Origin of the sequence: Citreicella sp. C3M06, assembly GCF_018860705.1 — a bacterium.
Taxonomy (GTDB): Bacteria; Pseudomonadota; Alphaproteobacteria; order Rhodobacterales; family Rhodobacteraceae; genus Salipiger.
Window position 1 is genome coordinate 63,321 of the sequence record NZ_JAHKQA010000021.1, and the last position, 14,766, is coordinate 78,086.

At 63.4% G+C, this 14,766-nt stretch carries 16 protein-coding genes and 1 tRNA gene; 7 read left to right on the forward strand and 10 right to left on the reverse strand.

What is annotated here, in order from left to right:
• Nucleotides 1-17 precede the first annotated feature (17 nt).
• Nucleotides 18-221 (reverse strand): hypothetical protein, encoded by a 204-nt coding sequence (locus KO516_RS04960; protein WP_216002706.1) that lies wholly within the window; start codon nucleotides 219-221, stop codon nucleotides 18-20.
• 123 nt (nucleotides 222-344) lie between these two features.
• On the reverse strand, nucleotides 345-995 hold the full coding sequence (locus tag KO516_RS04965; protein ID WP_216002707.1) for a pyrimidine 5'-nucleotidase: 651 nt from the start codon (nucleotides 993-995) through the stop codon (nucleotides 345-347).
• A 105-nt stretch (nucleotides 996-1,100) separates the two neighbouring features.
• On the opposite strand from KO516_RS04965, the gene KO516_RS04970 reads away from it, so the two are divergent.
• Nucleotides 1,101-1,745, forward strand: coding sequence for a GntR family transcriptional regulator (locus tag KO516_RS04970; protein ID WP_216002708.1), 645 nt, complete (start codon nucleotides 1,101-1,103; stop codon nucleotides 1,743-1,745).
• Here KO516_RS04970 and KO516_RS24050 read toward each other — a convergent pair.
• From KO516_RS24050 to carA, 3 genes are all read right to left on the reverse strand, one after another.
• Complete coding sequence (locus tag KO516_RS24050) at nucleotides 1,742-2,860, reverse strand: glycosyltransferase family 2 protein (RefSeq protein WP_371742028.1); 1,119 nt, start codon at nucleotides 2,858-2,860, stop codon at nucleotides 1,742-1,744. The genes KO516_RS04970 and KO516_RS24050 overlap by 4 nt on opposite strands.
• Nucleotides 2,826-3,635, reverse strand: coding sequence for a hypothetical protein (locus KO516_RS24055; protein ID WP_252737402.1), 810 nt, complete (start codon nucleotides 3,633-3,635; stop codon nucleotides 2,826-2,828). The genes KO516_RS24050 and KO516_RS24055 overlap by 35 nt, the downstream gene beginning before the upstream one ends.
• 96 nt (nucleotides 3,636-3,731) lie before the next feature.
• The gene (gene carA, locus KO516_RS04980) at nucleotides 3,732-4,871 is read right to left on the reverse strand and encodes a glutamine-hydrolyzing carbamoyl-phosphate synthase small subunit (RefSeq protein WP_216002709.1); all 1,140 of its coding nucleotides are present in this window, start codon (nucleotides 4,869-4,871) and stop codon (nucleotides 3,732-3,734) included.
• 192 nt (nucleotides 4,872-5,063) lie between these two features.
• Between carA and KO516_RS04985 the strand changes: the two genes are divergently transcribed.
• A complete protein-coding gene (locus tag KO516_RS04985) occupies nucleotides 5,064-5,531 on the forward strand; it encodes a GatB/YqeY domain-containing protein (RefSeq protein WP_216002710.1) in 468 nt (155 codons plus the stop codon).
• A gap of 107 nt (nucleotides 5,532-5,638) precedes the next feature.
• On the opposite strand, the gene KO516_RS04990 is transcribed toward KO516_RS04985, so the two are convergent.
• From KO516_RS04990 to ctaD, 3 genes are all read right to left on the reverse strand, one after another.
• On the reverse strand, nucleotides 5,639-6,529 hold the full coding sequence (locus KO516_RS04990; RefSeq protein ID WP_216002711.1) for a hypothetical protein: 891 nt from the start codon (nucleotides 6,527-6,529) through the stop codon (nucleotides 5,639-5,641).
• A gap of 26 nt (nucleotides 6,530-6,555) precedes the next feature.
• Nucleotides 6,556-7,047 carry a DUF2244 domain-containing protein gene (locus KO516_RS04995; protein WP_216002712.1) on the reverse strand — a complete coding sequence of 164 codons (492 nt, stop codon included), beginning with the start codon at nucleotides 7,045-7,047 and terminating at the stop codon, nucleotides 6,556-6,558.
• A gap of 230 nt (nucleotides 7,048-7,277) precedes the next feature.
• Nucleotides 7,278-8,951, reverse strand: a complete 1,674-nt coding sequence (gene ctaD, locus KO516_RS05000; protein ID WP_216002713.1) for a cytochrome c oxidase subunit I — start codon at nucleotides 8,949-8,951, stop codon at nucleotides 7,278-7,280.
• Between the two features lie 353 nt (nucleotides 8,952-9,304).
• On the opposite strand from ctaD, the gene KO516_RS05005 reads away from it, so the two are divergent.
• Nucleotides 9,305-9,499, forward strand: coding sequence for a hypothetical protein (locus KO516_RS05005; RefSeq protein ID WP_216002714.1), 195 nt, complete (start codon nucleotides 9,305-9,307; stop codon nucleotides 9,497-9,499).
• A 149-nt stretch (nucleotides 9,500-9,648) separates the two neighbouring features.
• On the opposite strand, the gene lipB is transcribed toward KO516_RS05005, so the two are convergent.
• Nucleotides 9,649-10,305, reverse strand: a complete 657-nt coding sequence (gene lipB / locus KO516_RS05010) for a lipoyl(octanoyl) transferase LipB (RefSeq protein WP_216002715.1) — start codon at nucleotides 10,303-10,305, stop codon at nucleotides 9,649-9,651.
• A gap of 211 nt (nucleotides 10,306-10,516) precedes the next feature.
• Between lipB and KO516_RS05015 the strand changes: the two genes are divergently transcribed.
• The 4 genes from KO516_RS05015 to KO516_RS05030 all read left to right on the forward strand — a co-directional run bounded on the left by KO516_RS05015 (nucleotide 10,517) and on the right by KO516_RS05030 (nucleotide 13,730).
• Nucleotides 10,517-12,151 (forward strand): peptidoglycan-binding domain-containing protein, encoded by a 1,635-nt coding sequence (locus tag KO516_RS05015; protein WP_216002716.1) that lies wholly within the window; start codon nucleotides 10,517-10,519, stop codon nucleotides 12,149-12,151.
• A gap of 135 nt (nucleotides 12,152-12,286) precedes the next feature.
• A tRNA-Leu gene (locus KO516_RS05020) sits at nucleotides 12,287-12,373 on the forward strand.
• Between the two features lie 114 nt (nucleotides 12,374-12,487).
• Nucleotides 12,488-13,021, forward strand: coding sequence for a DUF6538 domain-containing protein (locus tag KO516_RS05025; protein ID WP_216002717.1), 534 nt, complete (start codon nucleotides 12,488-12,490; stop codon nucleotides 13,019-13,021).
• Between the two features lie 445 nt (nucleotides 13,022-13,466).
• The gene (locus KO516_RS05030) at nucleotides 13,467-13,730 is read left to right on the forward strand and encodes a hypothetical protein (RefSeq protein ID WP_216002718.1); all 264 of its coding nucleotides are present in this window, start codon (nucleotides 13,467-13,469) and stop codon (nucleotides 13,728-13,730) included.
• A gap of 520 nt (nucleotides 13,731-14,250) precedes the next feature.
• Here KO516_RS05030 and KO516_RS05035 read toward each other — a convergent pair.
• Nucleotides 14,251-14,766 (reverse strand): integrase core domain-containing protein (locus tag KO516_RS05035; RefSeq protein ID WP_216002719.1); only part of this gene is annotated, 516 nt, incomplete at its 5' end.

A 14,766-nucleotide genomic window follows, 5' to 3' on the forward strand; every position in this document is an offset into this window, starting at 1 on the left:
CGGGGTTGCCAATGCGACTACTTGCCGACGGTGATCAGCAGGATCATCGCGTAGCACACCGGCACGCAGGACAGCGCACTCATTGCCAGCCCGACAGCGCCAAAGGTTACCGTTGCGGCGATCACCACGGCAAGGAACACCGCCACGAACAGGTAAAGCCCGGTTTCAAGGCTGAGGCCCGATTTGGCGGTCACGGTCGGCTGCAGGTCGGTCGTGGTCATGTCTGATCTCTCCCAGATGGGGCCGACGGGCGATCCGTCTCGGCACTCCGGGGGTCATAAAGACACAGGATCAGAAAATCAGCGCGCAGAATGTCGCAGGCGCAGCATTTCGCCGCCACTGCGTCAGCCTTGGCGCAGGCCGCGCAGGAATTCCGGCAGATCCGGCGCATGGTGGCCGATATGATCCCCCGGCGCGCGTTCGGGGGCGACATGCACGGTCTGCATGCCCATGGCGTGCGGCGCGGCCAGATTGCGCGGATCATCCTCGAACATCGCGGCGCTGTCGGGGGCGAGCCCGTCCAGTGCGAACACCGTCTCGAAGGCCTCGGGCTTTGGCTTGGGGAGATAACCCGCGTGTTCGACGCCGTAGATGGCATCAAAGGCTGCGTCGAGCCCGCGCGCCCTGAGCACCTGCGCCGCATAGGGCGCGCTGCCGTTGGTATAGACGATCCGCCGCCCCGGCAGCGCGGCGATCAGCTCGGCCAGATGCGGATCTGGGGTTAGTGCGTCGAGGTTGATGTCATGCACGTCGACAAGGTATTCTTCGGGGTCGATGTGATGTTCGGCCATCAGCCCGGCCAGCGTGGTGCCATGCAGATGCCACCACGCCTTGCGCAGACGGTCGGCTTCGGGGTGGGCCGCGCCGGTGACGCGCATCACAAAGGCGGTCATCCGGGTTTCGATCTGATCGAACAGGCGCACGGCCGGCGCATACAGGGTATTGTCGAGGTCAAAGACCCATGTGCGGACGTGATCGAAGGGGCGCTGTGTCATGCGCCAGACCCTAAAGCGCGGCTGCGCGGGCCGCAATGGCCGGGGCGCATTGATCCTTTGCCCATGATAGCGGTATCCTGCCCCGATTGTGCGAGGAGACACCCGATGAACCAGCTGCGAACGCCGAACAAGGATGCCTATACGCTGATCCTCGACGCGATCGATTCCGGCATCTATCGCCCCGGCGACCGACTGGTGGAAAGCGAGCTGGCCGAGCGCTTTGGCGTATCGCGCACCCCGATCCGCGAGGCGCTGCAACGGCTGGAAACCCAGTCGCTGCTGGCGCGCGACGGGCGCTCGCTGATCGTCGCCTCGCTGGATCACAACCAGATGGCCGAGCTTTACGTGGTGCGCACCGAACTCGAAGGTCTTGCGGCCCGGCTTGCCGCCCGCCACGCCAGCGAGGAAGAGATTCAGGTGCTGGCCGACATGGTGTCCGAAGACCGGGCGCTGGTGAGTGAGCCCTCGGCGTTGGCGCGGGCCAACCGGCGCTTTCACCGGATGATCCATCTGGCCTCGCACAACCGCTTTCTGGTGCAACAGCTTGATCTGGTGCACCGCTCGATGGCGCTGATGGCGACCACCTCGCTGGCGGCAGAGGGGCGGGGCGAAATCGCGCTGACCGAGCATCAGGCCATTGTCGATGCCATCTCGCGCCGCGACGAGGATGCCGCTTATCAGGCGCTGCGCGATCATATCTCGGTGGCCTTCGTCACGCGGCTGAAGCTTGACAGCCGAAAGGTCGACTAGGCGCTGGGGTCTTCGGGAATGTCGGCGCCGTCGTGGTCGGGGGCGGATTTGCCGTGGCAGGTCTTGTCCCAGTAGAACGGGTTCGACAGCAGCTCCCATGCGGCCTTGTAGACCGCAAGCGTGGCCAGTGGGAAATACAGGAACAGCGTCGGCACCCATGGCAGCAACCCCTTGTGCGGACTGCGGATCACCGCCGCGATGCTGACGAGGATCGAGACCGCCTCGGCCATCAGGAACAATCCGAGAAGCGCGCCGAGTGACACGCCTGCGGGCAGGGGGGCGGTCCAGCCTGCCAGCACCAGCCAATAGGACCAGAGCACCGGCGCCAGCAGGAACTGCATGAAAGCGCTGAGAAAGATCAGCTGCACGCCAAGGAATTTCCACGGCCCAAGCTCGCGCAGCAACCGGCGCGGGCTGCGCATGTGCACGCCCCATGTGATCATGTAGCCCTTGAGCCAACGCGAGCGTTGCCGCACCCAGGCCCACGGGCGGTTGTTGGCCTCTTCGCGGGTGACCACGGGGACCAGTTCGGTCACATAGCCATGCCGGGCAAGGCGCACGCCAAGATCGGCATCCTCGGTGACGTTATGCGCATCCCAGCCGCCGACCGCCTCCAGCGCCTCGCGGCGAAAGAACACCGTTGTCCCGCCCAGCGGAATCGCAAAACCGAGCCTTGCAAGACCCGGCAGCACGACACGGAACCACGTGGCGTATTCGATGGTGAAACAGCGCGACAGCCAGTTGGCCTTGGGGTTGTAGAAATCCAGAATGCCCTGCAGGCAGGCGACCTTGTCTGGCGCGGCAGCGAAATGTGCCACGATCCGCGCGATCTGATCGGGGGCGGGCGAATCCTCGGCGTCATAGATGCCAATGATGTCGCCGCGCGCGAATTTCAGCGCGTAGTTCATGGCGCGCGGTTTGGTGGTGACCGGCCCGTTGGGAACCTCGATCACCCGCATCCAGCGCGGCAGCGCCGCCTGTGCCAGCGCCTTGCGGGTGGTGTCGTCCTGTGCTTCGAGGATCAGTATCACGTCCAGCTGGGAGCGCGGATAGTCAAGCCGGGCCAGCCGCCCGACGAGGTCAGCTGCTATATGCTCCTCGCGGAACAGCGGCACCAGAATCGAGACAGGCGGGCAGGGCGGGGGATCCGCGCAAATGCGCGCCCAGCGGGGCGCCGGGCCGCCTCCAACCGGCCAGCAGGGCGGAAAACTTCAGGCCCTGAGCAAACAGAAGGGTTATGATCGCAAGCACGGTCGCACCCGCAAAGAACTGCGCGGGCATCACGAACAACAGCGCAAGGCAGCTGAGCGCGAACCCGGCCCCGAGCAGCGCCTGAATCGGCGAGATTCGATCCATGTCGCGGCAGCTTTCATGCGCCGGAACCTGGGTTTCGGCCCGGCGGGCCAGCGCGGTGCCGTGGCGCTGTGCGATGACGTCGTGCAGATCCGATTCCAGCGCCAGCGCCATGGCGACATCCTTGTCGTGATCGGGCAGTTCGTCGATCAGCGCGTTGAACAGATCGGGGCGCGAGGTGGCGACCACCAGCGTCTTACCGATCCGCATCCACGGCACGCAGGACAGGCGCAGACAGGTTTCCGGATCGATGATATCCAGCAGATGGCTCTCTGGCGGGCTGGCGCCGGGCGTCAGCGTCATGGCGCCGTAGTGCTGCGCCTGAGCCTCGAGGATCTCTTGCGGCGTCGCAAGGTCTTCGGCCAGCAGAACCTGCGGCAGGGCCGCGCCGCTGCGAAAGGATTCAACAAGAGCGAACATCGCATCGCTTGGGGCAATGCTGCCATTTGCAAGCAGAATTGCGCTGATCGGACGACCGCGCGGGCTGGAGGCCTGCGCGAGTTGCGAGCTGCGGAACCCCTGACTTGGGCTGTTCATGATGTGCTCCTGATCCCTGCGGGTGGGATCAGGTTCCGGTAAATCCGGTAAACGAAGGGTTAATCACAGAGGCCGTTACCGGATTATCGACCATTTTTACATGATGTTCACGAAGCGTTCGAACAGATAAAAGCTGTCCTGCGGTCCGGGCGACGCTTCGGGGTGGTGCTGAACCGAGAAAACCGGTCGGTCGGTCATGCGAATCCCGCAGTTCGAGCCGTCGAACAGCGACACATGCGTCTCGATGACGCCCGCTGGCAGCGACTGGCCATCGACCGCGAAGCCGTGGTTCATCGAGGTGATCTCGACCTTGCCGGTCTCGATTTCCTTGACCGGGTGGTTGGCACCGTGATGGCCGTGGTTCATCTTGACCGTCTTGCCGCCAAGCGCCAGCGCCAGCATCTGGTGGCCAAGGCAGATCCCGAAGATCGGCACCTGCGAGTCGCTCAGAATGCTCTGGATCATCGGCACGGCATAGGCACCGGTCGCCGCCGGATCGCCGGGGCCGTTCGACAGGAACACGCCATCGGGATTGTGCGCCAGCACCTCGGCGGCGGTGGCCGTCGCGGGCAGCACCGTCACATCGCAGCCAGCCGAGGCAAGGCAGCGCAGGATGTTGCGCTTGGCGCCATAGTCGATGGCGACGACCTTCTTGCCGGGGCCTTGACGCTTGGCATAGCCCTCGGGCCAGGCCCAACGCATCTCATCCCAGCGGTAGCTCTGGGCACAGGTGACATCCTTGGCAAGGTCGAGCCCGGTCAATCCGGGGAAGCTGCGGGCCGCGGCGACCAGCTTTTCCACGTCGAAATTGCCTTCGGGATCGTGGGCAAGCGCCACATGCGGAGCGCCGGACTGGCGGATCGCCCGCGTCAGGCGGCGGGTGTCGATGCCACCGATGGCGATGCGCCCGCGCGAGGCAAGCCAGTCGGACAGTTCCTGCACCGCGCGCCAGTTCGACGCCTGCGTCGGCATCCACTTGACGACCATGCCCGCCGCCACCGGGTCCTGAGTCTCGTCATCCTCGGGATTGACGCCGGTATTGCCGATGTGCGGGAAGGTGAAGGTCACAATCTGCCCGGCATAGGACGGGTCGGTCATGATTTCCTGATAGCCGGACATGGCGGTGTTGAAGCACAGTTCGGCCTGCGTCTGACCCGTGGCACCGAAGCCCTGGCCATAGAACAGCGTACCATCGGCAAGGGCGAGACAGGCGGTGGGCTTGGGTTTACTGGGCATGGGGCGACTCCTCGGGGGCAGCGGGGCGGCAAATTGCGCCTTAGGTAAGGGGTGTGCCGGTCGGGGTCAAGAGAGGGTGGAAAATGGGAAATTGTTGATTATCAGTGACTTGACTTAACGGGCGGCAGAGTTGCGAAAGATGGGGGGATTGCGTAGGGTGACGCTTCGGGACACGATAGAACAGGATATTCCATGGATTTGCGCGCGCGCATCTCGGCTGCGACCAAGCAGGCGATGAAAGACCGGGCGGCCCAGCGGCTGTCGACCCTGAGGTTGATCAATGCGACCATCAAGGATCGCGACATTGCCGCACGGGGCGAGGGCAACGATCAGGGGGTTTCTGACAGCGACCTTCTTGCGATCCTCGCCAAGATGGTGAAGCAGCGCCGCGAGAGCGCCAGCACCTACGAAGAGGGCGGGCGGCTCGACCTTGCCGAAGCCGAGCTGGCAGAGATCGAAGTGATCGAGGAATTCCTGCCCAAGCCCCTGAGCGACGAAGAGATTTCCGGGGCGGTAGATGCCGCGATGAACGAGGTCGGGGCCAGTTCCATCCGCGATATGGGGCGGGTGATGGGCGTTCTGAAAGGCCGTTACCAAGGGCAGATGGATTTCGGGGCCGTTGGCTCGGTGATCAAGGAACGCCTGTCTGCGGCAGGCTGAGCAGGCCGACACCTCTTCGATGAAGAGGTGTCGCCGTGATCTGCGCCCGGTTTCTTTCGGGAAACGGCGTAGCGAAAGCCGTCTGCAAAGAGCTGTCGCCGGCCGGCTCAGGGGCTGGGAAACGCCGTCGATACGCGGGCCCAGTCCGAGGACTCGAGGGCGAACCGTTGCACGAACCGGGTCTTGAACCCGACTCGCCCGCGCCGCGCGCCGAAATTCTCGCCGTGATTGAGCACATACAGCACCGACGGTTGGGCAAGCGGGCGCAGCGGAGCGCCCGCAAGCCTTGCAAGATAGGGAAACATGCGGTGCTCATGCGCTGTCATTTCCCGTAAGAACCGGGCGCTCTGCGGCAGGGCCGGGTCATGATAGATCGCCGCACAGGATCCGCAGAGCTTCCAGAACGGCTTGCGCAGCGGCATGGCAAGGCTGCGCGGCCCGGCGAGCGCAACGGTGCCGGTGGCGTGATCCATCACGTAGCCGGTCTCGACCAGCCATCCGGGCGCATCGCCTGCCAGCATCTGCGCCACGGTGCCATCGCGCAGCAGATCATCGGCATCAAAGCTCATGACATAGGCCGGGCCGGTGTCCATGTCGGCGAGATGGTCGCAGAGCATCGCCAGTTTGCGCCATTTGTCATTGCCCGGCGCCGGGTCGTCGAAGGGCAGCCAGTGTATCCTTGGATCGTCAGGTAGCGGCGGGCGCTGCTGGCAGCAGATCACCGCCTGCCACGCGCCGTCCTGCCGCCGGAAGCTTTCCAGAGTGGCCGTCAGCCGTTCGACCACCGCGCCCCAGTCGCCCACATGCTGCGGCCCGACCAGCGGCACCAGAAAGATCACCTGTTGCGCCGGGCGGCGCGGGCCGGATGCGGCGCGCAGCGCCAGTGCGGCCCGTTCCGACGGGGCTGGGGACAGCCGGTCTGCCCAAGCCGGGGAAATGGCCGCAGCGGCCAGCAGCGCCGCGCGTTTGCGCTTTGGGGTTGCGGGGGCTTGCGCCATGTCAGACCTTTCCGTCGATGCGATGCTCAGCGCGGATGAAGGCTCCGCACCCGGTCGCTCAGTTCGGCGTAAAGCGCCTTGCGTTCTTCTTCGCTCAGAAATGCGCCGATCTCAACCTCGCGGCCGCCACCGCGCAGGGTGACATAATGCGGCACCGGTCCGCCCGAGGCGTGCATCTCGACCTTGAGCCATTGCGGGCTGCCTTGCCAGTCCTGTGCAGCGCCGCACGGGTTGTAGCGCACCAGCGTGATCTGATCCGGCGCCAGCGTCAGGATCTCGAGCACCGAGCGCTCGCGGCTGTTGTGCCGCAATGCCCACCACAGCCCCGCCACCGCGGCAAGGATGAACGGCAACAGCCCCCAGAGCAGTACCGTGCCGATCAGCCAGAACACCGGCAAAATCGCCAGCAGGAAAAAGCTGGCCATGAAAATGGAAAACCCCCGCGCCGTCAGCGACTGGTGGGGCCAGAGATGAAGCTCAGCGCGCTTGTCGCCGGCAAGTTCCCAGCGGTAGGGCATGGTCGATCCGGGTCTTGGTCTGCGTTTGTGTGGTCTAGCATGAAGAGGCGCTGATCGTGCAGCTATTTTTGCAACCACGCCCGCCCCAAGCGAGGGGGCGCCACAGCGTCGGACGGGCCGACATTGCGCCGGGAAGAACGGTTGTGCTGCTTGCCCGGACACTGTCTCGCGCGGCAATGAAAAAGGCCCCCGGATCGCTCCGGAGGCCTGTGTGTTCCGCCAATGCGGGATCAGTGCGCGTGCTGCTTGTCCCAGTCTTCGCGCTTGGGCAGCTGCTCGAACGTGTGCTCGGGCGGCGGCGAGGGCAGGGTCCATTCCAGCGTATCGGCGTATTCGTTCCACGGGTTGGCCTGCGGCGCGGGCGCGCCCTTGCGAACCGTGTAGATCACGATGCCGAAGAACAGCAGGAAGGACGAGAACGATAGCAGCGCCCCCAGGCTCGACACGAAATTCCACGTGGCAAAGGCTTCGGGGTAGTCGATGTAGCGGCGCGGCATGCCCTGACGGCCAAGGAAGTGCTGCGGGAAGAAGGTCACGTTCACGCCGACGAAGAACATCCAGAAGTGAAGCTTGCCCAGCGTTTCCGAGTACATCTTGCCGGTCATCTTCGGCAGGTAGAAATAGACCCCGGCAAAGATGGTAAAGGCCGCCCCCATCGACATGGTGTAATGGAAATGCGCCACGACATAGTAGGTGTCGTGATAGGCCCGGTCCACGGCCGCCTGGCTGAGCACGATGCCGGTCACGCCGCCGATGGTGAACAGCACAAGGAAGCCAAGCGCGAACAGCATCGGCGTCTTGAATTCGATCGAACCGCCCCACATCGTCGCGATCCAGCTGAAGATCTTTACCCCGGTCGGCACGGCGATCACCATGGTGGCCAGCATGAAATAGCTCTGCTGACGCAGCGACAGGCCGACCGTATACATGTGATGCGCCCAGACGACGAAGCCGAGCGCGCCAATGGCGATCAGCGCCCAGACCATCGGCAAATAGCCAAAGACCGGCTTGCGCGAGAAGGTGGCAATGACGTGGCTGGCAATGCCAAAGCCCGGCAGAACCACGATGTAAACCTCGGGGTGTCCGAAGAACCACAGGATGTGCTGGTAGAGAATCGGGTCGCCGCCACCCGCAGGATCAAAGAAGGTGGTCCCGAAATTGCGGTCGGTCAGCAGCATGGTGATGGCACCGGCCAGAACCGGCAGCGACAGCAGGATCAGCCACGCGGTGATGAAGATCGACCATGCAAACAGCGGCACCTTGAACAGCGTCATGCCGGGGGCGCGCATGTTCAGGAAGGTGGTGATGATGTTGATCGCCCCAAGGATCGACGAGGCGCCCGAGACGTGCACCGCAAAGATCGCAAGGTCGGTCGACATGCCGGCCTCGGTGGTCGACAGCGGCGGGTAGAGCACCCAGCCGATGCCCGATCCGGCCTGACCATTACCCCCCGGTGCGAACACCGAACAGATCGCCAGCATCGTGCCGGCGGCATAAAGCCAATACGACAGGTTGTTGAGGCGCGGGAAAGCCATATCCGGCGCACCGATCTGCAACGGCATGAAATAGTTGCCAAATCCGCCGAACAGCGCGGGGATGACCACGAAGAACATCATCAGGATGCCGTGGCCGGTGATCAGCACGTTCCACAAATGCCCGTTCGGGGTACAGTTCTCGGTGGCGGTCGGGAACAGGCGCGCCCCTTCCATGCACATGAACTGAACGCCCGGCTCCATCAGCTCGAGCCGCATGTAGATCGTGAACGTCACCGAGATCAGCCCGGCGAGCGCCGCGGTGATCAGGTACAGGATCCCGATGTCTTTGTGATTGGTCGACATGAACCAGCGGGTAAAGAAACCTCGCTCGTCATGGTGGTCATGGCTGTGAATGGTGGCGTCCGCCATCATCTGCCTCCCTGTTTTGTCTTGCCTTGGGGGAACTGCCCCCGGCGCTCTCCCGGATGAAGGCGGCTGCCCTCGGATGCTCTGTGGGTCAAGTCTCCCGGCGGAGGCAAACCCGTGCGCTCCACCCCTCGTCCAATCCCTGTTCTAGAATGTTGCGGTGCGTGCGTAAATACGGCCTTTGTTCTGGATCAAACTTTCTTGCCGGGCCGGGCCGTTGGCGCAGCTTTCTGCCCGGATATCAGGATGGCGCCAGCGGGGCGCTTCGTAAGGTTTTCCAGACCTGTGCGCAGCACGGAACCATGTCAGGGTAGGGGCGTTACATTTCCAACACCGCTGCCACGGAGTTGAAACAGATGGCCTTGATCGAACAGATTTTTCACGAACCGCTCTCGCGCCGCATCTCGCGGCTTCTCGAGACCCCGTTTTCCCGCCGCCAGCGCAGGCTGGCCAACCGCGTTGCCGAGCTTCGCAGCCTGTCTGACGACGAGCTTGCGGCGCGTGGCCTCGCGCGCGAAGACATCCTGCGCCACGTTTTCGCCGGTCGCTGACACCCGTTCCACAAAGGCCCGTTCCCTTCCGGGCGTTTGTGCCTGCTTCGGCGACTGTCCCCGCCGCTGCAGATAAGATGGCCGAAGCTGTAGTCTTTCCCCGGATGCAAGCTTCGGCCATCTGCTTTTTCGCTATAGGGTCGCGGCGTTTATGGTGCGCCCTCGAACACCTCGTCAAAGGCCCGGCGCAGCGCGACGTCGACATCGCCCATGGTGATGGGCAGGCCCAGATCGACGAGGCTCGTCACCCCGAAATCGCTGATCCCGCAGGGCACGATGCCCGAGAAATGTTCGAGCTCCGGTTCGACATTGATCGAGATGCCGTGAAAGCTGACCCATTTGCGCAGGCGGATGCCGATGGCGGCGATCTTGTCCTCGGCCATGCGCCCATCCGGCAAGGCGGGCCGCTCGGGCCGCTCGACCCAGACCCCGACGCGGCCATCGCGGATGTGACCGGTGATGTTGAATTCCGCCAGCGCCGCGATCACCCACGCCTCGAGCTGCTGAACAAAGGCACGGATGTCGCGCCCGCGCCGATTGAGGTCCAGCATCACGTAGACAACCCGTTGACCGGGGCCATGATAGGTGAACTGCCCGCCGCGCTTGCTGGTGTAGACCGGAAAGCGATCCGGGCTGCGCAGATCCTCGGCGCGGGCCGAGGTGCCGGCGGTATAAAGCGGCGGGTGCTCGATCAGCCAGATGGCCTCGTCGGCGGTGCCCGCAGCAATGGCTTCGACGCGGGCCTCCATGAAGGCCACGGCGTCGTTATAGGGGGTCAGCCCCTCGGTTGTGATCCAGTCCACCATGCCCGCCGGGCTAGGCCCGTGCGCGCGCCGCGTCAAGATCCGGCGTGCCGGTTCGTTTTGGCCGATAGATGACCCTGCGTCACTTCGCGCTTGACATGTGGGCGCGCTGGCGGGACGCTTTGGCCATAATAGCGTGAGCAGTCCGAAATTAAAGAAAGGTCATTTGACGTCGGCAGACAGGTTGTGCCGACACAGGTAGGAGACGTAACCAGTGAAACCTTGTTTTATTGCCGCCCTTGCTGCGGCCAGCGTTGTTGTCACGCCCATTCAGGCAAGCGCCGATAACGCTTTCGTCGGGGGCCTTGTCGGCGGCATCATCGGCAGCGCCATCGCCAATCAACCCAAGCAACGCGTCTATCGCGCCCCCGCCCGGAAAACCACCACCCGCAAGGCGCCCAGCACTGTCAACACGGCGCAGCGCCAGCAGAACCGCGACACGCAGACCGCGCTGAATTATTTCGGCTTTGACGCGGGGTCGGTGGATGGCGTGATGGGCAGTCGCTCGCGCAGCGCGATTTCGGGCTATCAGTCCACCATGGGCTACAGCCCCACCGGCCAGCTGACGCAATATGAACGCGATTTCCTGATCGGCTCCTATCACCGCGCCCAGGCCGGCGGGCCGACCACGGCGCAGATGATCGCCTCCAGCCCCTTGGGCGTAAAGGGTTTGCTGGTCGCCTATCGCGATGAGCAGATGAACGGGGGCGGCACCAGTTCCACCGCGTCGATCGGCGGGCATTACGGCCTGCCCAGCATCGTGGCCGCCGCGGTGAACGAGATCGCCAAAAGCTCGGACCCGACTGCCGAGCAACTGGTGCAGCGCTCGGGGTTCATCCAGCTGTCGGATATCAACGGCGATGGGCGCACGGATTACGTCATCGACACCTCGGTGACGGGGTCGGCCTTCTGGTGCAACGCGCAAAGCTGCGCGGTGCGGGTGTTCGCCTCGACCCCGGACGGCTATGAGCGCAACGATTTTCAGGCGTTCAACGTGACCCCGGCGATGTTCAACTGCCAGCGGGGGTCTTGCGCCAAGATCGACGACGGCGCGCCGCAGATGGCCGCCGCGATCACGCCCGCCCCCATGCCTGTGCCCGAACCGGTCCCGATGCCGAAATTCGCCGCGGCCCCCGAAGCCGCCATCCCCAATTTCTTCCAAAGCGAACCGGTGGCGGCCTCGCTCTCGTCCCACTGCAACACGGTCAGCCTCGTGACCTCGACCAATGGCGGCTACATCACCGAAGCCACGCTGGCCGATGCCAATGAGGCGATGGCCGAACAGCTGTGCCTGACCCGCAGCTATGCGCTGTCATCGGGCGAAGATCTGATGAGCCAGATTCGCGGCGCGACCCCGCAACAGGTGGCCGAGCAGTGCGCCAGCTTTGGCACGCTGCTGCGCGACAGCGTGTCGGCGGTGTCGCTGCAATCCGATGGCGATGTGATGAAAGGAGTCGGGCAATTCGTGCTGTCCACCGGGATCGCCCCGGCACAACTGTCACGGACGGCGCAGATCTGCCTCGCGTCGGGCTATCGCAGCGATGATCTGGAAACAGCCATGGCGGCCGCGCTGATGCTGGTGTCGCTGGGGCAGGCGCCCTATGCGGAAATCATCGGCCATCATCTGAGCCAGGGCTTTGGTGCCACCCGTCGCAGCGATCTTGCCATCGGCTGGTACGCGCGCGCCCTTGATGCGCTGGAGTCCGGCGCAACGCCGGTGTTCGGCCCGGGGCAACCCGAGCGGGCCGGCCTGCTGCGCAAGGCCTCGCTGATGCTGGGCGGCAATGCCGCGGCCAGCGCGCCGACGGTCACGCAGGCGTCGGTGCCAGTGTTCAGCATCGAAAACTAAGGCGTCTTGCCGGGGCTGCGGTTGTTAAAGCCCTGACTGATGAGGAAGAGGAAAGAAAAATCAGTCGGGGTGCTTTTTTCCTCTTTCCATCCCCTGCGGGCTTTCTTATAGAGCGCCTCACCAAGTCAAGACAGTGCGGTCGTGGCGGAATTGGTAGACGCGCAGCGTTGAGGTCGCTGTGGGGTAACTCCCGTGGAAGTTCGAGTCTTCTCGACCGCACCAACTATCCCGATGGGGAAGTAAAAAGCTTGGACGTTTTCCGTCACTTAGCTTTTGCGTTGCGCCACCTTACGTACCACATTGTGTGCCACACGAGTGTGAAACACGGTAGAGAACATGGCGCTTCCCAAGGTCGAAGGAACGAAGGTCCGAGGCGGCATCTATCAGCTCAATCTGCGAGTCCCCGCAGAGGCTTCGCATCTGTACGACGGCAAGACTCACCTGCGGCGCAGTCTGAAAACCGCCGATCCACGCGAGGCCACACGGCAGGTCACTGTAGCTCAGGCAAAGTTGATCGAGGCTGTGTGTCGCGCGCGTCAGCGCGATACGCTGGCAGAGGCGGTCGCAGCTCTTCCACCGGACCAACGTGAACTCTACGAAGACGCAGGCGGGCTGTCGGAGCTGATTCAGCGATACGGCGCGACGGACACCGCACGCACCTTCCTGAGGGCTGGCGGTGCTCTCACCGAAAGAGAGCTGGACGGGGAAGAGGCCAGCGCTGTCGAGCGCCTGCAAGCCGACGCTGCCCATCGGGCCGAAATCGCCGCACTTGATCAAATCGCCCGGACGGAGGCGAAGGCCTTGCGCGCGCTTGGGGAAGACGTCCCAACTGTCGAAGGCCTGATGGCGATCTGCCGCTTGAAGAGCTGACAACTGCCCACCGTCGTGAGTACGTCGAAGCTATCGAGAGTCTGCCCGCTGTCACCTCTTCCAAGAAGTTGCGGGGGCAGCGGCTCCCGGCGCTGATACGGATCGCGAAGGCAGAAGGCCTCGCGACGATAACCGACAAGACACGGGCGAGGCATGTCTCGATGCTGATGGCGCTGACCGCCTTCGCGCCGGGGCAGGGGTACCTTCCGGCGGACCCTTGGAGCGCGTTCAAGTTCATCGCGCCGAAGGGTAAGCACTCCGCGCAAAAGCCGCGTCCGCCGTTCTCCGGCGGGCAGATCGCACAGGTCTTGGCCATAGGTCAAAGATGGATCCGGCGACAATCGACCATTGGGCACCTCTTCTAGCCGCGTTTCAGGGCGCACGGCGCGAAGAGATCGGGGAGCTCAGAGCTGGAGACGTCTTCGAGCTTGAAGGTGTATGGGTGTTGAAGATTACCGACGAAGGGGAGGGGCAGAAGGTGAAGAATGCAGCCAGCTTCCGCACGATCCCGCTGCACGCGGCGCTCATTGACGCCGGTTTCCACACCTTCGCGGCGGGCAGGCCCGAGGGGGCGTTCTTGTTTCAGGAGGCCGAGCGGTGGGGCGGTAAGCCCGGCCCTATGCACGCTGACGCGCGCGGTCGCCTGACCGAAAGTTTCGGCAAGAGGTTCGCTCGGTTGCTCCGGGAGAAACTCAATATCACTGACTGACGACTGACCTTCCATTCGTTCCGGCATAGCTGGGGGGATGCGGCAGAGGATGCGGACATTCCGCAGACCCATCGCCGGGACCTTGCGGGCAGGTCGAAGGCGGGGGACTCTCAAGCAGGTTATGGGAATGGTCCGAAAATGGCGGCTCTGAAACGAAGCTTGGACAAGGTTGATCCGCTGGCGACGTGACAGCGAAGGGGCATTCCGTCTTCGGCTCCCTTGCGATCTGCGCAATGTGATCGGCATGTCTTTACCAACTCGCCGGGATCTTGTTTGAAGCGGTTTTGGCAGAGAGGTTAGTCGGCTGAAACCGGCCATTGTTCCTAGTCCGGGTGTTGCAGCGTAGTTTATCACTTTGGACAGCGGCTTGTCTCACATGCTGCGATTGCGTAGGAGCCATGCGATTTTTCTTCCTGCGACGCGTGTCATCTTGTGAATCATTGCCCTTAAGACCTTGCGTCGGAGCATTCCCTTCATCATTTTGCCGCTGGAGGCATCGAGGATTCATATCTTGAGATAGCTAGGTGTTTAGTCCCGGCATTTGGTGGATCGGATTGATGATGAATCTGTGTGGCTCTGATGTCCATATTTTGCAGATGTATTCGTAGGGCGTGAGGCCGCTGAGGGTCTTGAGCCTGCGGGCAAAGTTGTAGGCGGCCATGAAATCCGCGAGGTGCGTGCGCAGCTGATCATGACTGTCGTAGTGGTATCGTTTGACGGTCGCGTCTTTGATCGTTCGGTTCATTCGCTCGACCTGACCATTGGTCCACGGGTGGTTTGGCTTGGTCAGTCGATGCTCGATCCCATGCGCCTCGCAGATCATGTCGAACCGCATCTGCCGGGAAGATGCCGTGTTCCGGTTGCGCGGCTGCTCCGCGAACTGAATACCGTTGTCCGTGAGGATCGTATGGATGCGGTAGGGGACGGTCTTGAGCAGATGCTCCAGGAACTCCCATGCGGTCTTCCGATCCGCCTTGTCCACCAGTTGCGTGACCGCGAACTTGCTGGTCCGGTCAATACTGAACCGCCCCGGTTT